Below are 19,075 nucleotides of genomic sequence, written 5' to 3'. Positions count from 1 at the left end.
GTTCAACCTTCATCTCCTCGTAAATTCAGAAATCAAACGCTCACGAACCTCGTCCAGCTCAACCTTTTCATCCGTTCTTTGCCTTGTAAAATCCCATATATCCCGTATGCGATCCATGGATTCGTCAATTTCTGCATTCGAACCCTGCTGATAAGCCCCAATGTTAATCAGGTCCTCTGAATCTTTATAAACCGCCATCAGGCGCTTAATATTCTCGGCAGCGTCAATCTGGTCACGTGGTGCAATATCCTTCATGACCCGGCTAATGCTGGCTAACACATCAATTGCAGGAAAATGTCCTTTATTCGCTATCCCCCGGTTGAGCACAATATGCCCATCCAAGATCCCGCGCACCGCATCCGCGATGGGTTCATTCATGTCGTCACCATCGACCAGCACCGTATAAAAAGCGGTTATGGAACCTGTAGGCCCGGTTCCCGCACGCTCCAGCAACTTGGGCAAACTGGCGAATACAGAAGGGGTATAACCCCTCATCGCCGGTGGCTCACCGACTGCCAATCCTACTTCACGTTGCGCCATCGCATACCGGGTTACCGAGTCCATCATCAGCATGACGTTCAATCCGCGATCACGAAAGTATTCAGCGATCGTCGTTGCAATGAGCGCACCCTTAATACGGATCAACGCGGGTTGGTCGGAAGTTGCCACGATGACTACTGAACGTTCAAGCCCTTCCGGACCCAAATCCCGTTCAATAAAGTCCAGCACTTCGCGTCCACGTTCCCCGATCAGAGCAATTACGTTCACATCTGCTTCCGTATTACGGGCAATCATTCCCATTAGGGTACTCTTACCTACACCGGAGCCTGCGAAAATACCGACCCGCTGTCCTTTACCGATGGTAAGCAATCCGTCAATGGCTCGTACACCGATACTGATCGGCTCCTGCACACGCGGGCGACTCAGCGGATTCGATGGAATGTTGAAGGTCGAGTATCTCGCCATCCGTGAGGGAATCAACGAACCGTCCAAAGGTTGGCCCAAACCGTCCAGCACTTTGCCTAACAGCTCCGATCCCACCTGCACGTTCAATGGCTTTCCTGTTCCTACGACATCACAGCCGGGACCAATGGATTGCAGTTCTCCGAGCGGCATCAAAAGTACCTTGTTGTCTCTAAAGCCTACAACTTCCGCTTGCAGTGGCTTAGCCGTTTTACCCGGATAAATGTAACAAACATCCCCAATACTGGCGTCCGGACCTTCCGATTCCACCATCAAACCGATAACCTGTGTCACTTTGCCGTTTACCCGAACCGGGTCTAATTGTCGCAAATGATCCATGTAGCGCTGCGCATTAAGCCCCTTCATGTCTTCGCTCCTCGTTCTCATGTGCCAGACGCAGCAGTTCCTTTTTGATCTCAGCCAGTTGTGTATCTATCCGTGCATCCACACTTCCAAAGGAAGAACGAATAACACAGCCGCGATCCTTCACAGTTCCATCAGGAATAATTTGCAGTTCTGCCTGCGAATCGACAGTTAATGACAATTCTTCGCGTGCACCTTGCACAAATGCGAAATGCTGAGGCGACACACACAGTGTAATTGTTCCTTTTTCCCGCTTACGAGCCAAGTTTTTACGAATGAGCTCAATGGTATATTCAGGCTCAATACTAAGCTGTTTTTCAATAACTTTCTCAGCAATAGAACTACTCAGCTCGACCAGAAAAGGCTCAGCCTCCTGAATCAATTGCTCCTTGGTCTCATAGGCCTGACGCAAAATATCCTGCGCTTCTGCCATCATCTGTTCCGATTTCACCTGAAGCTCGGCCTCAGCCAACTTTTGGCCTTCCTCATAGCCTTGCTGAAACCCGTCAGCCTTTAAGGACTCTGTTAACTGCTCGTCCTGCTCACGGCGTTCCTGCCACCAGGTTTCAATCTGCTGCTGCGCCTCCTGAAGCATCCGTTCCGCTTCTTCAGCCGCCTCACGAACCTGCCGTTCGGCAAAATCCTTGGCATCATTCAGCATTTCATCCCGGAGCCGTTCAGTCTCGTAATCTCTCTGTGGTTCCGGCTCCATATGTTCAGTTGTGACTTCCTCGTCCGACGTTTCTGGCGCATACGTATGTGCCACATCAATGGTTTTCAAAGCTTCAACAGGCACATATTGGAAAGATTTGATCAAGTTAGACAATGATGTCATCTCCTCCGCCGCGTGCGATTATAATCTCACCGGCCTCTTCCAATCTGCGGATCGTCGATACGATGCGAGTCTGCGCTTCTTCCACATCACGCAGCCGTACCGGTCCCATATATTCCATTTCCTCTTTGAAGGTTTCTGCCATCCGTTTCGACATATTTCGGAAAATCACATCGCGTACTTCTTCGCTGGACACTTTAAGCGCCAACTGCAAATCGGCATTGTCGATATCGCGGATAATACGTTGAATGGAACGGTTGTCCACATTGACGATATCCTCGAATACGAACATTCTTTTCTTGATTTCCTCGGCCAGTTCAGGGTCCTGAATTTCAAGCGAGTCGAGGATCGTGCGTTCGGTCCCTCGGTCTACCCCATTCAAAATCTGAACAATGGACTCGATACCACCTGCATTCGTGTAATCCTGCGTCGCGGTTGCTGACAGCTTTTGCTCCAGCACACGTTCCACTTGTGAAATGACTTCCGGCGAAGTGCTGTCCATTACAGCGACACGCCGAGCCACCTCAGCCTGCTTTTCCTGTGGCAGGGACGACAGAATCGCCGCCGCCTGCTCAAATTGCAAGTACGAGAGCACGAGAGCAATCGTCTGTGGATTTTCGTTCTGTATAAAGTTCAAAATCTGGTTTGGATCAGCCTTGCGGGCAAAATCGAACGGTCTCACCTGCAACGTCGCCGTCAGACGGTTAATGACCTCAACTGCTTTTTGCGACCCGAGTGCCTTTTCCAATATCTCTTTGGCATAATTGATGCCGCCTTGGGAAATGTACTCCTGAGCCAAACAAATTTGATGAAACTCAGCCATAATCGAATCTTTTTCCGTTGCATCGACCTTCCGCACATTGGCGATTTCCAATGTAAGTTGCTCAATCTCTTCGTCACGCAAATGCTTGAATATTTGAGCAGATACTTCCGGCCCCATCGTGATTAGCAGAATTGCCGCTTTTTGTCTTCCCGTTAAACCTTGACTGCTTGCTTTTGCCAATGAACTCACCTCTATTCGTCAGCCAGCCATGTACGAAGCAGATTGACGAATTCGTCGGGTTTCTTTTTCGCCAGACTCTCAAGCTGTTTACGCACTTGACTTTCATTTGTCACACTTTCCATGGTAATGGACGGGAACTCCGTCGGTGTTGGCATAAGTTGCAGATCTTCATCTAATTCTTCTTCCTGCTGCTTACGACGACCGCGTACAATCAGGAAGATTACGCCTGCCAACAGTGCCAGTACAGCAGCCCCGATGCCCCATACCCAAGGGTTGGAAGCTGAAAAAAACGTGTTGGTGTTCGCTGGCGCCGGTACGGTTTGAGAGAACACTGAAACTTTTTTGGCTAAATCAGCGTCTGTAATAGTAATACCGGAATTCGCTAATGAAGCTCTTACAATATTAACCAAAATATTTTGGATTGCGGCCTGAGTTGCTGCATCCAAAGTTTGCTGCCCCGTTGGTGGTTCAACTGCTACATTAATGGTTAAATCTTTTACAGTGTACGGACTTTGGATAATATCCTTCGCAATTCGGTTAACTTCGTAGTTAATTGTGCTTGAGCTCTTATCTGAGCTTGTGTTGCCCGAATTGCTTCCTCCAGGGTAACCAGGTACATCCTGCGTTCCTGTTCCTGCGACTCCTCCGGTTTGTCCACTACTGCCAGTGTAGCTTTCCTGAATTTGCTGGGCGCTGATTTCAATGCCCTTCATTTTCGTTTGATCAACTGGTGTGACCATCTGCTCTTTCGACGTTACTTTGTCGAAATTTAGCTGTGACATAACCAGCACATTCACTTTGTCTTCGCCAACAATTTTCGACAAAAATTGTTGGACATTATTCCTTACATCGCTCTCAAACTTCTTCTGCAGAGCCATGTTTTCCTCAACACCACTGGAGAGACCTCCTTGACCGCCCTTGGCCGTTGGAATCAGTTCATACTCCTTATTGGTGATCGTAATGTTTTCTACAGGCAAATTCGGCACAGCCGTCTTTACCAGATTAAAGTATCCGTCGATGGCTTGCTGATTTGGCGTAAAGCCAGGTTCGAATTCCATTTGAACCGAAGCAGAAGCTTTGTCTTTTTCTTCAAGCCCAGCAAAAATGTTTTCCTTCGGCATATTTATGACAGCTTTGGAGCTTTGGACACCATCCATCCGTTCCAACAATTGCTGCACTTCGCCGTTCAAGGCGTTATTGTATTTCACATTGAACTCGTTCTCCGTCATACCAATTGCCGAGGAGGACTGGTCAAAGGCACTCATGCCGATTGAACCCTTTTGAATTAGGCCCTGAGACCCAACATCTACCTTTGCCTTATCCGCGTTTGCGGTTGGAACTGCGATTTGCGTCCCGCCAGCATTGAGCTGATACGGAATACCCGCAGAATCGAGATATTTAATGACCCCGGCAGCATCGTTTGCGTTTAAATCCCGGAAAGCCACTTCATACTCGGTTTTGGTAAACTGCATCGTTAGCACTACAATGGCAATGATGATGAATGCCAATGTCGAAACAAGTAATATCTTCTGTTTTTTGCTGAAATTATTCCAATACCCGGAAATCTTATCCCGATATTGGGCGATTCTCTCGTTCACTCCGTCACCCCATCCGAAACTTTGCTAGATCCTCTTTACATCTGTGTACGCATGATCTCCTGATAGGCTTCAATCGCTTTGTTTCGGACTTGAGTAGTAAGCTGCAGAGAAAGCAGCGCTTGTTGGGAAGTGATCAAGACCTGATCAACATCAACTTTTCCTGCCATGAACTGGTCGGACATCGTGTGTGTAGCGGCTTCCTGCTGCCCCACTTCATTGAGCGCATCCTTTAGGAACGAACCAAAATCCTTCAAGGATTCGGAAGGCGTCGCTTTCGTCAACTCATTGTTAGGCGATTGAATTTGCTGTATTGCCGGTGTCTGTACATTAAACATGGCGTTCTGGATCATGTTTTACTCTCCCTATTCTGTAGTTAGTAGTCCTGGAACTTAGCGACCGATTTCAAGTGCCTTGGAAACCATTGCCTTGGATGCATTCAGAGCTGTTACATTGGCTTCGTAAGAGCGTGTTGCGGAAATCATGTCTACCATTTCTTTCATAATGTCTACATTAGGCATATATACATAGCCATCTTTATCAGCATCCGGGTGACCCGGATTGTACACAGGCTTCAAAGGTGACTGATCTTCCTGTATTTGCGAAACCTTGACGCCAGCGGCGCCTGTTCCATTTCCTTCCATTTGAGCCTGCAAAACATCGGCAAACCGAGATTGGTTAGGCTCCAAAACAACCGTTTTTCTCCGATATGGAACCGCTTGTCCATTCTCCACTTTTGCCCGGGTTGTCTCTGCATTGGCAATGTTGCTTGATATGACATCCATCCGCAACCTTTGGGCCGTAAGAGCAGAGGCACTGATATCAAAGCCGTTGTTAATCTTCACCTGGTCCTATCTCCCTTCTACCGCTGTTCTCATCATTTTGATGCGTTCACTAATTTCTTGGATGTAGGTATTATATCTCAGTTGATTCTCAGCCATAAGGCTCATTTCTCTGTCGATATCCACGTTATTCATATTGTTGTTCATGACAGAATACCCATCTTTGGTGACCACAGCATCTGGAATGGAGTTCGCAGGTCCTATCTGAAAATGTTTCGCATTGGTTACTTTTCCACGTAATGGTGTCACGTCGCCACCCATTTGCTGCTGAAGCAATTCTTCAAATGAAACCTCTGAACGCTTAAAATACGGGGTATCCTCATTGGAAATGTTGTTGGCTATCACACGTTGTCTCGTATTTGCCGCCTGAACACCTGCCTGAAGTTTTTGAAAGCTCATATCACCCAGCAGATTCATTTAGCTCCTCCTTCCAGCGTCTACTCCAAAGTAAGATTCAATAAAACAAGATTTTTCACTTTTTTTCGACAATAAAATTTCATAATTATACATTTCTCTTAGGTCTTAAGTAGAAAATAATTGCTTTGTGTCATATATTCTAAGTTTCGTAGAGTTGGGACCTAATTACAATAAGAAAAAAGCCCTATCTTTTTTAAAAAAAGAGGGCTTTCGATGCATAAAATGTTAAATTTTTCAGGTTTTTTTCAATGAAATGAATGTTTTCTTAGCACTTTGCACCTGTAAAAGATTATACGTCCTACTTTTGGAATAGACAGAAAAATCATCTAAGGGACACTCATCTAGGTCTATGTGACGGTGCAAGATAGTGTTATTCTAGACAACGCATCCTATTTTAAAAGCTCCCGCTCATAAAATATACTGACTAAGGTCCCTGTTTTGGGCAATATCACCCAGCTTCTCCCGAACATATTCCGGGGTAATGATCATGCGGTCCAAAGTAAGCTCCGGAGCCTCGAAGGACAAATCCTCCAACAACTTCTCCAAAATCGTATGCAATCGGCGCGCACCGATGTTTTCCGTGTTCCGGTTTACAGACTCGGCAATGCTGGCAATTTCACGGATGGCTTCCGCCGAAAATTCTACTTCAATCTCTTCGGTACGAAGCAAATCCGTGTATTGCTTGGTCAACGCATTTTTAGGCTCTGTCAGTATGGACACAAATTCATCCAATGTGAGACTGCTCAGTTCAACACGGATTGGAAAACGTCCCTGCAGCTCAGGGATCAGATCAGAAGGCTTAGCAACATGAAAAGCTCCAGCGGCGATAAAAAGAATATAATCTGTCCTTACCGGGCCGTATTTAGTCATAATGGTAGAACCCTCGACAATAGGCAAAATATCGCGCTGGACACCTTCTCTAGATACATCAGGACCACTGCCCTTGCCCTGGCTGGCAATTTTGTCGATTTCATCAATAAAAATGATACCGGATTGTTCAGCACGTTTCACGGACTCCTGAATGACATCATCCATGTCGATCAGCTTGGCAGCCTCATCCTGAATTAGCACCTTGCGGGCTTCCTTCACCGGCAACTTGCGCTTTTTGGTCCGCTTTGGCAGAAAGCTTCCGAACATTTCCTGCATGTTCATGCCCATTTGCTCATTTCCCTGCCCAGCAAACATATCCAGCATATTTGGTGCGGTATCCTCCACATCAATCTCAATAACTTCATCCTCAAGCTTGCCGGACAACAGATCGAATTTAGCCTTACGCCGTTTCTCTGCCAAGGATGCGTCCTGTTGTGGGGGTTCTTCCTCTACCGAATTCCCAGTGTTATTGCCAAACAGCATTTCAAAAGGGTTACGTTGGGATTTATTCGATTTCTCCGCAGGTACAAGAATGCTGACAATCCGTTCATTCGCCATGTCCTCGGCTTTGTCCTTCACATTCTCCGTCCGCTCCGCTTTAACGATGCGAATCGAGGTTTCCATCAAGTCACGCACCATGGATTCCACATCCCGGCCGACATAACCCACTTCTGTGAATTTAGTCGCCTCTACCTTAACAAAAGGAGCTCCCACGAGCCGGGCCAGTCTGCGTGCAATTTCGGTTTTACCCACGCCCGTCGGACCGATCATCAAAATATTTTTGGGCACAATTTCATCCCGGATATCGTCCGGCAGCTTGCTGCGCCGATAACGGTTGCGCAAGGCAACGGCAACGGATTTTTTAGCCTGCTTTTGTCCGACAATATATTTATCCAGCTCGGATACAACTTGTCTGGGCGTCAACGATTGATTATTCATTTTGCACTCCTCCACCCTTGAATACTCAGAGCCGATTTACAGTTCTTCCACGATAATCTGATTGTTCGTATACACGCATATCTCCGAGGCAACCTCCAGCGCTTCCCGGGCCATATCCTTTGCCTCCATACCGGAGCCATGACGCTTGAATGCGCGCGCCGCCGCCAATGCAAAATTACCGCCTGAGCCGATCGCAAGCACATCATCGTCCGGCTCAATAATTTCACCGCCCCCGGAAATGAGTAGCATTCCGGATTGATCCATAACAATCATCAAAGCCTCCAGCTTACGCAGGATACGGTCCTGCCGCCAGTCCTTAGCCAGCTCCACCGCAGCCCGCTGAAGGTTGCCGTGATGTTCCTCCAGCTTGTTTTCAAACTTTTCAAACAATGTGATGGCATCCGCCACTGAGCCGGCAAAACCTGCAACCACCTGACCACGGTATAATCTGCGTACTTTTTTTGCCGTCTGCTTCATGACGACACTGTTACCAAACGTTACCTGACCATCACCGGCAATAGCTCCCTTGCCATTGTGGCGTACAGCACAGATGGTGGTAGCATGAAAGGATATATCCATAACGCGCTCCTCCTTTTCCTTCATCCTTATGCCTGTACTTCGGCTGACATAACTTCCGCTTCGTTGATGTAACCACGCAAGCTTTCCAGCGCACGGTTAGCAAGCGCTTCGTTCTTTTCCTTCTTGTTGCGAATACGCGTTTCCAGCTTTGGCAGCAGACCGAAGTTCGCATTCATCGGCTGAAAATGTTTGAAATCAGCGGTTGTGATGTAACGAGCCATACTGCCGAGTGTCGTTTCCGCAGGGAACACAAACATTTCTTGTCCACGCGCCGCACGCGCTGCATTCATTCCCGCCAGCAATCCTGAGGCCGCGGATTCCACGTACCCTTCTACTCCAGTCATTTGTCCGGCAAAGAACAGATTACTTCTGCCTTTGAACTGATAGGTCGGATGAAGCTGCTGTGGAGAATTAATAAAGGTGTTGCGATGCATTACACCATAACGTACAAACTCTGCATTCTCCAGGCCCGGTATCATGGAAAATACGCGCTTTTGCTCTCCCCATTTCAGATGAGTCTGGAAGCCAACCAGGTTGTACAGTGTACCCGCCGCATTATCCTGACGAAGCTGCACAACGGCATATGGCAACTCTCCTGTATGTGGGTTCACGAGACCGACTGGTTTCATCGGCCCAAACAATGCCGTCTGCTTACCGCGCTGCATCATCACTTCAATGGGCATACAGCCTTCGAAATAAATTTCTTTTTCGAATTCCTTAACTTGTGCCACCTCAGCCGTAATCAGCGCCTCATAAAAAGCGTCAAATTCCGCTTCATTCATCGGACAGTTCAAGTAGGCTGCTTCTCCCTTATCATAACGGGAAGCCAGATAAACCTTACTCATGTCGATAGAGTCCTTCTCCACAATCGGGGCCGCCGCATCGTAAAAGTAAAAATACTCTTCTCCCATCAGCGATTTAATCTGTTCCGACAAAGCCGGAGAAGTTAAAGGCCCGGTAGCAATGACCACGATCCCATCCTGTGGAATTTCCTGAAGTTCCTCATTGACAACCTCAATAAGCGGATGTTGATGAAGGGTATCTGTAATATGGCCGGAAAATCCATCTCGATCCACCGCCAGCGCACCACCAGCCGGAACAGCATGACGATCTGCGGCATTCAAAATCAAGGAGTTCAATATTCTCATTTCTTCCTTCAGCACACCTACCGCGTTAGTCAAGCCGTTAGCCCGTAAAGAATTGCTGCACACCAGCTCGGCAAATTTATCTGTATGATGTGCCGGTGTTTTAACAACCGGTCTCATTTCATATAACTTCACAGGCACACCACGGCTTGCAATCTGCCAGGCAGCTTCGCTGCCCGCCAAACCTGCTCCGATGACCGTTACCTTTAGTGGTTCACTCACGTTTAAATCCCCCTGCTATTGTTGTTCTTATGAAGTCTCTACGCCCTCGTCGCTATCTTCCAGCATTTCACTGTGATCACAGACGGTACAGTTGAGCTTCGTTCCCTGTTTTGTACGTTTTTCAACCATTAGGCCATCACAGCTTGGACAAGGCTTAATGGATGGTTTATCCCAGGATACAAAATCGCATTCCGGATAACGGTCACACCCATAAAAGATACGTCCTTTTTTACTCCGCCGTTCCACAACATGGCCCTCACCACATGTAGGACAATTGATCCCGATATCCTTGACAATCGGCTTCGTATTGCGACAATCTGGGAACGCAGAGCAGGCTAGAAATTTACCAAAGCGGCCGAGCTTATACACCATCGGGCTGCCACATTTGTCACAAATGACATCGGATTCTTCATCCTTTATCTCAATTTCCTTCATTTCTTCCTCTGCCACTTCCAGACGTTTCTCAAACGACTCATAAAAGTCACTCAAGACCTTGACCCAGTCTCCTTCGCCTTCTTCTACGTGATCAAGGTCACCTTCCATATTGGCCGTGAATTCCACGTTCAGAATTTCAGGAAAGAATTCCTCCATCTGCTCGATGACCAGTTCTCCCAGCTCTGTAGGGAAGAACTTCTTCTCTTCAATGGCGACATAGCCACGCTTCTGAATAGTTTCCAGTGTCGGTGCATACGTACTCGGACGTCCGATACCCAGTTCTTCCAACGTTTTCACCAGCCGTGCTTCTGTATAACGAGGAGGCGGTTGCGTGAAATGCTGCTTCGGCTCAACCGATTCCTTTTTCAGCTTGTCGCCCGGTTTAAGCGGCGGCAGCAGCTTATCTTCTTCGGTTTTGCCGTCGTCATTCCCCTCCACATACACTTTCATGAAGCCTGAAAAACGAACCTTCGAGCCAGCTGCACGGAATATGGTCTCACCCGCTTCAATATCAACGGACAAGGTATCCATAATAGCTGAAGCCATCTGACTGGCCATAAAACGCTCCCATACCAGTTTGTACAAACGGAACTGGTCCCGACTCATAAACGGCTTAACCGTTTCCGGATCACGCAGCGCAGAGGTTGGACGAATCGCTTCATGTGCATCCTGGGCGTTGGCCGCTTTTTTGGAATATTGACGAGGACTTTCAGGTACAAAAGCTTCACCATATTTCTGAATAATGAATTCCTTCGCTTCCTCTTGGGCCGAGACGGCGATTCGTGTGGAATCCGTACGCATATACGTAATCAGACCCACGGTTCCTTCCTTGCCCAAGTCCACACCCTCATACAGCTGCTGGGCCACGGACATTGTTTTGGATGCACGGAAGTTGAGTTTCCGAGCCGCCTCTTGCTGCAAGGAGCTAGTCGTGAATGGTGGAGAAGGATTGCGCAAACGCTCTTTCTCTTTCACATCACGGACCTTGTAAGACGACTTGCCGATAGCCTCCAGCACTTCTTGTACATCCGCTTCGCTGGAGAGCTCTTTCTTTTCGCCACGAAGCTGATGGAATTTCGCTTCAAAGGTACTGTCCTTAATCGCTAGTTTAGCTGTGATCGTCCAATACTCTTCAGGCACAAACTCATTAATCTCGTTTTCCCGGTCTAGGATAATTTTCACGGCAACCGACTGCACGCGCCCTGCAGACAAGCCCTTCTTTACCTTTTTCCAAAGCAATGGACTGATTTTGTAGCCGACAAGCCGATCAAGAATCCGCCGTGCTTGTTGGGCATTGACCAAATCCATATTGATTTTGCGTGGTGTTTTAAAAGCATCCTTGACGGCCTGCTTTGTGATCTCATTAAATACAACGCGGCAGTCTGCTGTATCGTCCAAATCCAGCGCATGCGCCAAATGCCAAGCAATAGCTTCGCCTTCGCGATCCGGGTCAGCCGCCAGATATACTTTTTTCACTTTTTTTCTGGCATCCTTTAATTCTTTCAAAATCGAGCCTTTACCTCGAATGGTAATGTATTTGGGATTAAAATCATTTTCGACCTCTACGCCGATCTGACTCTTTGGCAAATCCCTGATATGACCCATGGAAGCCTTGACGATATATTTGCTGCCCAAGTATTTGCCGATCGTCTTCGCCTTGGAAGGCGATTCCACGATGACGAGTGAATCCGCCATAGGCTCTTCCTCCTCTCAATTACGTACAATTAGGATAGACTTCCTGAAATGTGGTGAGTTATAGCGCGGAGGCGCTCCGAGCTATAAAGTCAACACATTTCAGGAAGTGGGGAGGGAGCAGGAATCCGCTGTGCGGATAAATATCTAAACTCCCATCCCTGGATGTTTAATACTGAATTTATACAATTACTACATTAAGGATTTGCAAAATCAACTATTAAATAAGTTTGTATTTTGTACCCGCAAGCTGGGTGATCCTTTTTTTTATGATTAACGATAACAGAACTGAGTGTAAAAGTCCAAAATCCCATGCAGTCGCTTCAAGCAGTTCATCCAGTGTAAGTGTTCCCTGCTCCAGTAACAGCACGACATGTTTTTCCTCGGCAGTCTCACTCACTGGTACTTTGGAGACACCATTCACATCCAGACTCTGCTCTCTATTGTATGAAGAAACATCCCTTGTACGCAAATTAGCTACGTACTCCTCTACAATATCCGAAGCTTCGGTGACCGTTTTAGCCCCTTGCTTAATCAAACTTAACGTACCTCTGCTCTTCGGTGATGTAATCGGTCCGGGAACGGCGAACACATCTCGATCCGCCTCCAACGCAGCATCAGCTGTAATTAGGGAACCGCTTCTTACATCTGCTTCCACCACAACGGTTCCCTGTGTCAGACCAGCAATGATCCGGTTACGCTGCGGAAACATTCCCGGATGCGATCTGGTGCCAGGTGGATATTCCGATACAATCAAGCCTTTGCTCGCCATCTCTGCAAATAAAGATGCATTTTGAGGCGGGTAAATTTGATCAATCGCCGTTCCAAGAACCCCTATCGTATTGCCTCCCCGGCGCAGGGCAGCTTCGTGGCAAATACTGTCGATCCCTCTCGCCAGTCCACTGACTACTGTAATGCCCGCATCACACAATCCCTCTGTCAGCATTTCGGCCGCTCTGCGTCCATAAGCCGTAGGAATGCGAGTCCCCACCATAGCTATAGAGCATGTATGCAAAAGTGAAATGTCCCCTTTCGTATACAATACCCAAGGCGCGTCAACCGTTTCTTTCATTAATAGGGGATAATCCTCATCCACATAAGTAATCACTCCGATATCGCCGGATCGAACCCGCTCATATCTTTCATGTACCCAATCTTCATCGTAACACTGCGCCGCTATACGGGCCTGAGTGGGATTTAATCCTACCTCAAGCCATTTCTGCTCGCTAAAATGCAGCAGTTCATGCAGTCGGTAGTCACTCGACCAAATACGCTGAATTGTTTTTCTACCGATACCCTCTAATTCATGCAAACCCAGCAAAAGCCATCTTTCTTCCAAACTGTGGTTCCCCCATTCTCGGGGAGAGTGAACCCTCCCTTATTTTGTGGCACAACGTATCATTTTGCAAGCGTTTCCCTGATAAGCCTGTCCTAACGCAAAAAAAGCAACCTTTTCATCCCCTGTTTAAGAAGACAAAAAGGTTGCTTACCTTTCTTTCATTATACACTAGCAAGCGGCAAATTTCGATGCCATTTTACAGCTTGTATATTAATGAAGAAACACGATTTAATGTGTTGTACATAAATTCAAAATACCACGCGCTTCCAGCACACTGACCAGCGTCGAGCCCATCTCCGAAGGAGTCGGTGCCACCTTGATACCACAGGCTTCAAGCGTAGCGATTTTTTCCTTGGCTGTTCCTTTTCCGCCGGAAATGATAGCGCCTGCATGCCCCATCCGTTTGCCCGGAGGCGCAGTCACACCGCCGATAAAACCGACCACCGGTTTCGTCATATTGTCCCGAATCCACTCTGCTGCTTCCTCCTCGGCTGTACCGCCGATTTCTCCGATCAGAATGACAGCATGCGTGTTAGAATCTTCATTGAAGCGATGCAAAATATCAATAAATTCCGAACCTTTAACTGGGTCCCCTCCGATACCAACCGCGGAAGATTGTCCGATGCCCCGGGTAGTCAGCTGATGTACCGCTTCATAGGTTAGCGTGCCGCTACGCGACACAACGCCTACATGGCCCGGCAGATGAATGTAACCTGGCATGATGCCAATTTTGCACTCTCCAGGTGTAATTACGCCTGGACAGTTAGGACCGATCAGAACGGTCTTTTTACCTTCCATAAAACGCTTTACCCTGATCATATCAAGCACCGGAATGCCCTCGGTTATACAAATCACGAGGTCTAACTCTGCATCCACAGCCTCCAAAATGGAATCCGCAGCAAAAGCAGGCGGCACATAAATAACACTCGCTGTCGCGCCTGTAGCAGTCTTCGCTTCGCTCACTGTATTAAACACGGGCAACTTGACCTGCTGTCCGTTCTCCAGCGTAATTTCCACCTCGGTGCCGCCCTTGCCTGGAGAGGTGCCTCCTACCATCTGTGTGCCATAATCAAGCGCACCCTTGGCGTGGAATAACGCCGTTTTTCCCGTAATCCCCTGTGTAATCACCTTTGTATGCTTATCGACCAAAATACTCACGATCTTCACATCCCCTATCGTTTATTCGGCATATCGGAATGCAAACAGGCTATTGAACAAGTTCGACGATTTTCTGGGCACCATCCGCCATGGAATCAGCCGCCACGATGTTCAAACCGGATTCCGCCAAAATCTGTTTACCCAACTCGACATTCGTACCTTCGAGACGGACAACAAGCGGACGTGTCAGCCCCAATTGCTTGGCAGCCTCCACCACACCGTTCGCAATGATGTCACACTGCATGATTCCGCCGAAAATGTTCACAAAAATGCCCTTTACCTTCGGATCGGACAAAATGATTTTGAACGCTTCGGTTACCTTTTCTGTCGTCGCACCGCCCCCTACGTCCAGGAAGTTGGCCGGATCGCCACCGTAATATTTGATAATGTCCATCGTCGCCATTGCAAGACCTGCGCCGTTGACCATACACCCAATATTTCCGTCCAATGCAATGTAGCTCAGATCGTATTTGGAAGCTTCGATTTCTTTCTCGTCCTCTTCGTCCAAATCACGCAGCTCCAAAATATCCTTGTGGCGGAACAACGCATTAGAGTCAAAATTCAGTTTGGCATCCAACGCCAGCACATTCCCGTCACCTGTGACGACCAACGGATTGATCTCTGCAATCGAACAATCCTTGTCCACAAAAGCTTCATAGAGCGCCTGCATGAACTTAACCGCCTTGTTTACCAGCTCATTCGGGATGTTAATGTCATACGCCAGTTTGCGCGCCTGATATACCTGAAGCCCAATCGCCGGATCAACAACCGCTTTAAAAATTTTCTCCGGAGTAGCCGCAGCTACCTCTTCGATTTCCGTACCGCCTTCTTCCGAGGCCATGATCACGACACGTCCGGTCGCACGATCCACGACAACACCGACGTAATACTCTTTACGAATATCGCAGCCTTCCTCTACCAAAAGGCGTTTAACCTCTTTGCCTTCAGGCCCGGTCTGATGTGTCACCAGCACCTTACCCAAAATTTCAGAAGCATAGGTACGCACTTCATCCAAGCTTTTGGCCACCTTCACACCGCCCGCTTTACCACGTCCACCGGCATGAATTTGCGCCTTGACCACCGTAACAGCGCTTCCAAGCGATTCTGCTGCAGCAACGGCTTCCTCCACCGTATAGGCAACCTTACCGTTCGGTACAGCCACTCCGTACTGCTTCAATACTTCTTTACCCTGATATTCATGGATATTCATTCTGGAATCCTCCTATCAACATGACTGCAACAAGGGCGGTTCACAAGGAAATCTATACTAAACCTACATCATTGTAACATGTTTTTAAAACGCTTTCCTTATAATTTAACCTTATGAATTACAGTATTTTGATATCATTATCATTCCCAAAATCGAATGCTTGGATATTAATGGATATTCATTTTAATAGAATACAAAAAAAGCACCTCTTCAAGTTCGGGATTTATTAAATCCGTATGAGAGGTACTTTACATTGGGGCATTCCTTCATCCAGCTACGGGCGGCTACATAACAAGAGATTCGTAATGTAGCCGGAAATACCGATTATGATTTTTCAACCTGCACATTCGCTTCATGAACTCGATCCAGCAGATCGTTGAACTGAAACAGGAGCGAGCCGAATTGATCGTGGGTCATGCTTGTTTTTTCCTGAATACATCCCGGTACAGATTGCGCTTTTTCCCGCAATGCACTTCCTTCAGGAGTCAAAGAAATCAGCACCTTACGTTCATCTTGAGTCGAACGCTTTCGGTCAATGAGTCCGGCATTCTGTAATCTTTTCAATAACGGGGTCAGTGTGCCTGAGTCCAGATACAACGCCTCGCCTAATTCCTTCACTGTACATTCCTCGCGCTCCCACAACACAATGAGTACCAAATACTGTGAGTATGTCACACCAAGCTTTTCCAGATAAGGCTGGTATAGCTTCGTAATCTCTCTGGAGCACGCATATATGGCAAAGCATAACTGATTATCAAGTTTTAATGCTGTACCTTCATTATGTTTGTTGTTGTCCATGCTGTCAGATCACCTACTTTCGTCATTATTTTATCACATTATATAACAAAAAGCATGCTAATTGCACAAAATACTTTACAAATAATAATTATTTTGATAAATTAAATTGTGTAAAATATAAACTGAGCGAGAGGCAGTGATTGAATTATGATGACCATTCAACAAAAAATGTATGAAACAACAGTGAAAGCAGTTGGAGGACGTAATGGTTATGTCGAGTCTTCTTCCCCTGAACTTCGTTTAAATATTGATACACCCAAAGAAATGGGCGGTGCAGGCGGCGCGGGTACGAATCCGGAGCAATTGTTCGCAGCAGGCTATTCAGCGTGTTTTGACAGTGCTTTGAATATGGTTGCCCGCATGCAACGTATTAAACATGAAGGTACCGAAGTAACAGCAACGGTCAATTTCGGTAAAGTTGAAGACGGCGGCTTTGGAATCGGAGTAAACCTCGATGTAGTGGTGAAAGGCGTTGACCATGAAACAGCGGTAAAACTGGTAGAAGGCGCACATGAACAGTGTCCTTACTCCCGCGCTACCCGCGGCAACATTGAAGTCAAGTTGAACGTGCTCTAATCCGAATTTTACAATAAAGCCTCCGAGCTGTTTCTGGTTCGGAGGCTTTGTATACTTTCAGCTACACCTTCTCAACAAAGGATTGATAGATGGTTTTTCTTCCATCAAGTAACATGGGAGATGATGCATAATCGTATATACGAAATTGATATACTTATTGTATAATAACGTTGTCATAATCTTTTTTCTTCTCCAGAACTTAAGCGTCTGGAGCTTTTTTTGTCTTACATGAGGATTTTGCAAAATCCTGACATAAAAAATATGGACATGGAGTTACTTCTATGCCGCTTTATTCTTCTGAAAAACTGGCATGTGCTCTGTCCATATTCAGATATTGAATGGCTTCAGCTACATGCGACACGGTGATCTTCTCTGATTGACTCAAGTCCGCAATAGTGCGTGACAGCTTGAGAATTCGATCATACGCACGCATGCTTAAACCGAGTGCATCCATCGTCTGATCAAGCAGTTCTGCCGCATTGAGTTCTAATACCGCATATTTCCGAAGCATTTGACCGGATAGTTCGCTATTCCATGAAAAAGGAAGCTTGCTGTACCTATCGATTTGTATCGCTTGAGCAGCTAGTACCTGTCTTCGCATTTCAGCGGATGACAGTGACTCCTTTTCCTCACGCCAGTCCTTCGGTTGCGATACCTCAAGCTGAAGATCGATCCGGTCCAGTAATGGACCAGAAATACGCGAACGATAGCGGGCTACCGCAGCAGGTGAACAGGTACAGCGCTGATGTTGCGTATCACTTCCGAAAAAGCCGCAGTGACACGGGTTCATAGAAGCTGCAAGTAAAAAGTGTGCCGGGTACTTAAAAACTGCACGTGAACGGCTAATTGTTACATTGCGATCTTCCAACGGCTGCCTCAGCACCTCTAGCACATGACGACTAAACTCAGGCAACTCATCCAGAAATAAAATCCCCCGATGGGCAAGGCTAATTTCTCCCGGCTTGGGAATGCCGCCGCCGCCCACCAGTCCAGCAGCGGAAATCGTATGATGAGGTGAACGGAAGGGGCGAATGTTCATCAAATGAGGCGACGACTCCTTCCACTTCCCGGCGGCGCTGTAAATTTTGGTAACCTCCAATGCCTCTTTTTCGGTCAAGGGCGGCAGAATGGATGGCAGCCTGCGGATAAGCATCGTTTTTCCGGCACCTGGCGGCCCGATAAGGACAATATTGTGCATCCCGGCAGCAGCGATAACCAGCGCTCGTTTGGCGTGTAGCTGGCCCAATACATCGCTGTAATCCTCCATAACGTCAATCATCTCTTTGACCTCACACATGGGTATCTGATCTACCGAAAGCAAATGCTCATAAGAATGGATAATGACCTGCTGTCTAGCAGTAATACGCATACCATGGTCATGATTTTCGACTTGATTCGAGACGGGGTTAGGATCTGGATCAATAGCTTGCTTAATATCTTGATTAATTATTTGATTACCTGTTTGATTAGTTCCTTCACCATCCGTTTGATCAGGTAAGTAGTTAGAATTCCGATCTTTTGATTGTCCTTCAATAATGTATTGTGCGTGATCTTTTGCTGGAATGAGATCCATCAGATGGCGAACAGCGTAAATACGTATACCCGTGATCAGGCGTGCTTCCCCTGCATTTTCCTCAGGAAGCAGCACCGAATGAAATCCTTCTCGCTTGGCCAAATCAACCATAGACAATACCCCGTTCACGGGGCGAATACTGCCGTCCAACGCTAGTTCACCGATGAATAACGTCCGTTTCCCCGCAGGTAAAACGACTTGTCCGCTGGTTGTCAGCAGTCCCAAAGCGATTGCAAAGTCAAAGGATGAGCCTTCCTTACGTAAATCAGCAGGAGCCAAATTTATGGTTACACGCTGGGACGGATATTTGAAACCGCAGTTTTTGATCGCTGCTCTTACGCGCTCTACGGCTTCTCGAATTGCTGAATCCGGCAATCCGATGATCGCAGTTTGAGGTAACCCATTAGACAAATCAGTCTCAACTTCAATCAGAACACCGTCTATTCCATAAAGACAAGCTCCATGTAGTTTTCCATACATAACAAAAAAACACCTCTCCTCATATTGAAATGTCTCCTCCCGGG

General features: G+C 47.2%; 17 protein-coding genes. 1 reads left to right on the top strand and 16 read right to left on the bottom strand.

From position 1 onward, the window contains the following. Positions 1–9 precede the first annotated feature (9 nt). The 15 genes from fliI to QMK20_RS10195 form a co-directional block, all read right to left on the bottom strand. Positions 10–1,329: a flagellar protein export ATPase FliI gene (fliI, locus tag QMK20_RS10265; protein ID WP_283655628.1), complete on the bottom strand. Its 1,320-nt coding sequence runs from the start codon at positions 1,327–1,329 to the stop codon at positions 10–12. After that, the gene (locus QMK20_RS10260; RefSeq protein WP_283655627.1) at positions 1,316–2,152 is read right to left on the bottom strand and encodes a FliH/SctL family protein; all 837 of its coding nucleotides are present in this window, start codon (positions 2,150–2,152) and stop codon (positions 1,316–1,318) included. The genes fliI and QMK20_RS10260 overlap by 14 nt, the downstream gene beginning before the upstream one ends. Further along, entirely contained in the window at positions 2,145–3,161 is a 1,017-nt protein-coding gene (fliG, locus tag QMK20_RS10255) for a flagellar motor switch protein FliG (protein ID WP_283655626.1), read from the bottom strand. The genes QMK20_RS10260 and fliG overlap by 8 nt, the downstream gene beginning before the upstream one ends. Before the next feature lie 11 nt (positions 3,162–3,172). Beyond that, positions 3,173–4,759 (bottom strand): flagellar basal-body MS-ring/collar protein FliF, encoded by a 1,587-nt coding sequence (fliF, locus tag QMK20_RS10250; protein WP_283655625.1) that lies wholly within the window; start codon positions 4,757–4,759, stop codon positions 3,173–3,175. A 35-nt stretch (positions 4,760–4,794) separates the two neighbouring features. Next, complete coding sequence (gene fliE / locus QMK20_RS10245; protein ID WP_283655624.1) at positions 4,795–5,109, bottom strand: flagellar hook-basal body complex protein FliE; 315 nt, start codon at positions 5,107–5,109, stop codon at positions 4,795–4,797. Between the two features lie 39 nt (positions 5,110–5,148). Beyond that, positions 5,149–5,601 carry a flagellar basal body rod protein FlgC gene (gene flgC, locus QMK20_RS10240; protein WP_014281074.1) on the bottom strand — a complete coding sequence of 151 codons (453 nt, stop codon included), beginning with the start codon at positions 5,599–5,601 and terminating at the stop codon, positions 5,149–5,151. A 6-nt stretch (positions 5,602–5,607) separates the two neighbouring features. Continuing rightward, the gene (gene flgB / locus QMK20_RS10235) at positions 5,608–6,015 is read right to left on the bottom strand and encodes a flagellar basal body rod protein FlgB (RefSeq protein WP_044644874.1); all 408 of its coding nucleotides are present in this window, start codon (positions 6,013–6,015) and stop codon (positions 5,608–5,610) included. Positions 6,016–6,423: 408 nt separating this feature from the next. Continuing rightward, the gene (gene hslU, locus QMK20_RS10230) at positions 6,424–7,824 is read right to left on the bottom strand and encodes an ATP-dependent protease ATPase subunit HslU (RefSeq protein ID WP_283655623.1); all 1,401 of its coding nucleotides are present in this window, start codon (positions 7,822–7,824) and stop codon (positions 6,424–6,426) included. Positions 7,825–7,860: 36 nt separating this feature from the next. After that, the gene (gene hslV / locus QMK20_RS10225; RefSeq protein WP_283655622.1) at positions 7,861–8,403 is read right to left on the bottom strand and encodes an ATP-dependent protease subunit HslV; all 543 of its coding nucleotides are present in this window, start codon (positions 8,401–8,403) and stop codon (positions 7,861–7,863) included. 26 nt (positions 8,404–8,429) lie between these two features. After that, positions 8,430–9,770, bottom strand: coding sequence for an FADH(2)-oxidizing methylenetetrahydrofolate--tRNA-(uracil(54)-C(5))-methyltransferase TrmFO (gene trmFO / locus QMK20_RS10220; RefSeq protein WP_283655621.1), 1,341 nt, complete (start codon positions 9,768–9,770; stop codon positions 8,430–8,432). A 27-nt stretch (positions 9,771–9,797) separates the two neighbouring features. After that, positions 9,798–11,900 (bottom strand): type I DNA topoisomerase, encoded by a 2,103-nt coding sequence (topA, locus tag QMK20_RS10215; RefSeq protein WP_283655620.1) that lies wholly within the window; start codon positions 11,898–11,900, stop codon positions 9,798–9,800. Positions 11,901–12,117: 217 nt separating this feature from the next. Continuing rightward, positions 12,118–13,236, bottom strand: coding sequence for a DNA-processing protein DprA (dprA, locus tag QMK20_RS10210; protein ID WP_283655619.1), 1,119 nt, complete (start codon positions 13,234–13,236; stop codon positions 12,118–12,120). Positions 13,237–13,464: 228 nt separating this feature from the next. Then, a complete protein-coding gene (gene sucD / locus QMK20_RS10205) occupies positions 13,465–14,394 on the bottom strand; it encodes a succinate--CoA ligase subunit alpha (RefSeq protein WP_283655618.1) in 930 nt (309 codons plus the stop codon). A gap of 49 nt (positions 14,395–14,443) precedes the next feature. After that, positions 14,444–15,604 carry an ADP-forming succinate--CoA ligase subunit beta gene (gene sucC, locus QMK20_RS10200; protein ID WP_137062710.1) on the bottom strand — a complete coding sequence of 387 codons (1,161 nt, stop codon included), beginning with the start codon at positions 15,602–15,604 and terminating at the stop codon, positions 14,444–14,446. 324 nt (positions 15,605–15,928) lie between these two features. Continuing rightward, positions 15,929–16,402, bottom strand: a complete 474-nt coding sequence (locus tag QMK20_RS10195; protein WP_044644881.1) for a MarR family winged helix-turn-helix transcriptional regulator — start codon at positions 16,400–16,402, stop codon at positions 15,929–15,931. A gap of 147 nt (positions 16,403–16,549) precedes the next feature. On the opposite strand from QMK20_RS10195, the gene QMK20_RS10190 reads away from it, so the two are divergent. Then, positions 16,550–16,978, top strand: coding sequence for an organic hydroperoxide resistance protein (locus QMK20_RS10190; protein ID WP_283655617.1), 429 nt, complete (start codon positions 16,550–16,552; stop codon positions 16,976–16,978). 289 nt (positions 16,979–17,267) lie between these two features. Here QMK20_RS10190 and QMK20_RS10185 read toward each other — a convergent pair whose 3' ends face one another. Further along, positions 17,268–19,031 (bottom strand): YifB family Mg chelatase-like AAA ATPase, encoded by a 1,764-nt coding sequence (locus tag QMK20_RS10185; protein ID WP_404580044.1) that lies wholly within the window; start codon positions 19,029–19,031, stop codon positions 17,268–17,270. Positions 19,032–19,075 lie beyond the last annotated feature (44 nt).

The sequence above is a fragment of the Paenibacillus sp. RC334 genome, assembly GCF_030034735.1.
Taxonomy (GTDB): Bacteria; Bacillota; Bacilli; order Paenibacillales; family Paenibacillaceae; genus Paenibacillus; species Paenibacillus terrae_A.
The sequence above is the reverse complement of the archived record's forward strand: the minus strand, read 5'-3'. Positions and strand labels throughout refer to the sequence as shown.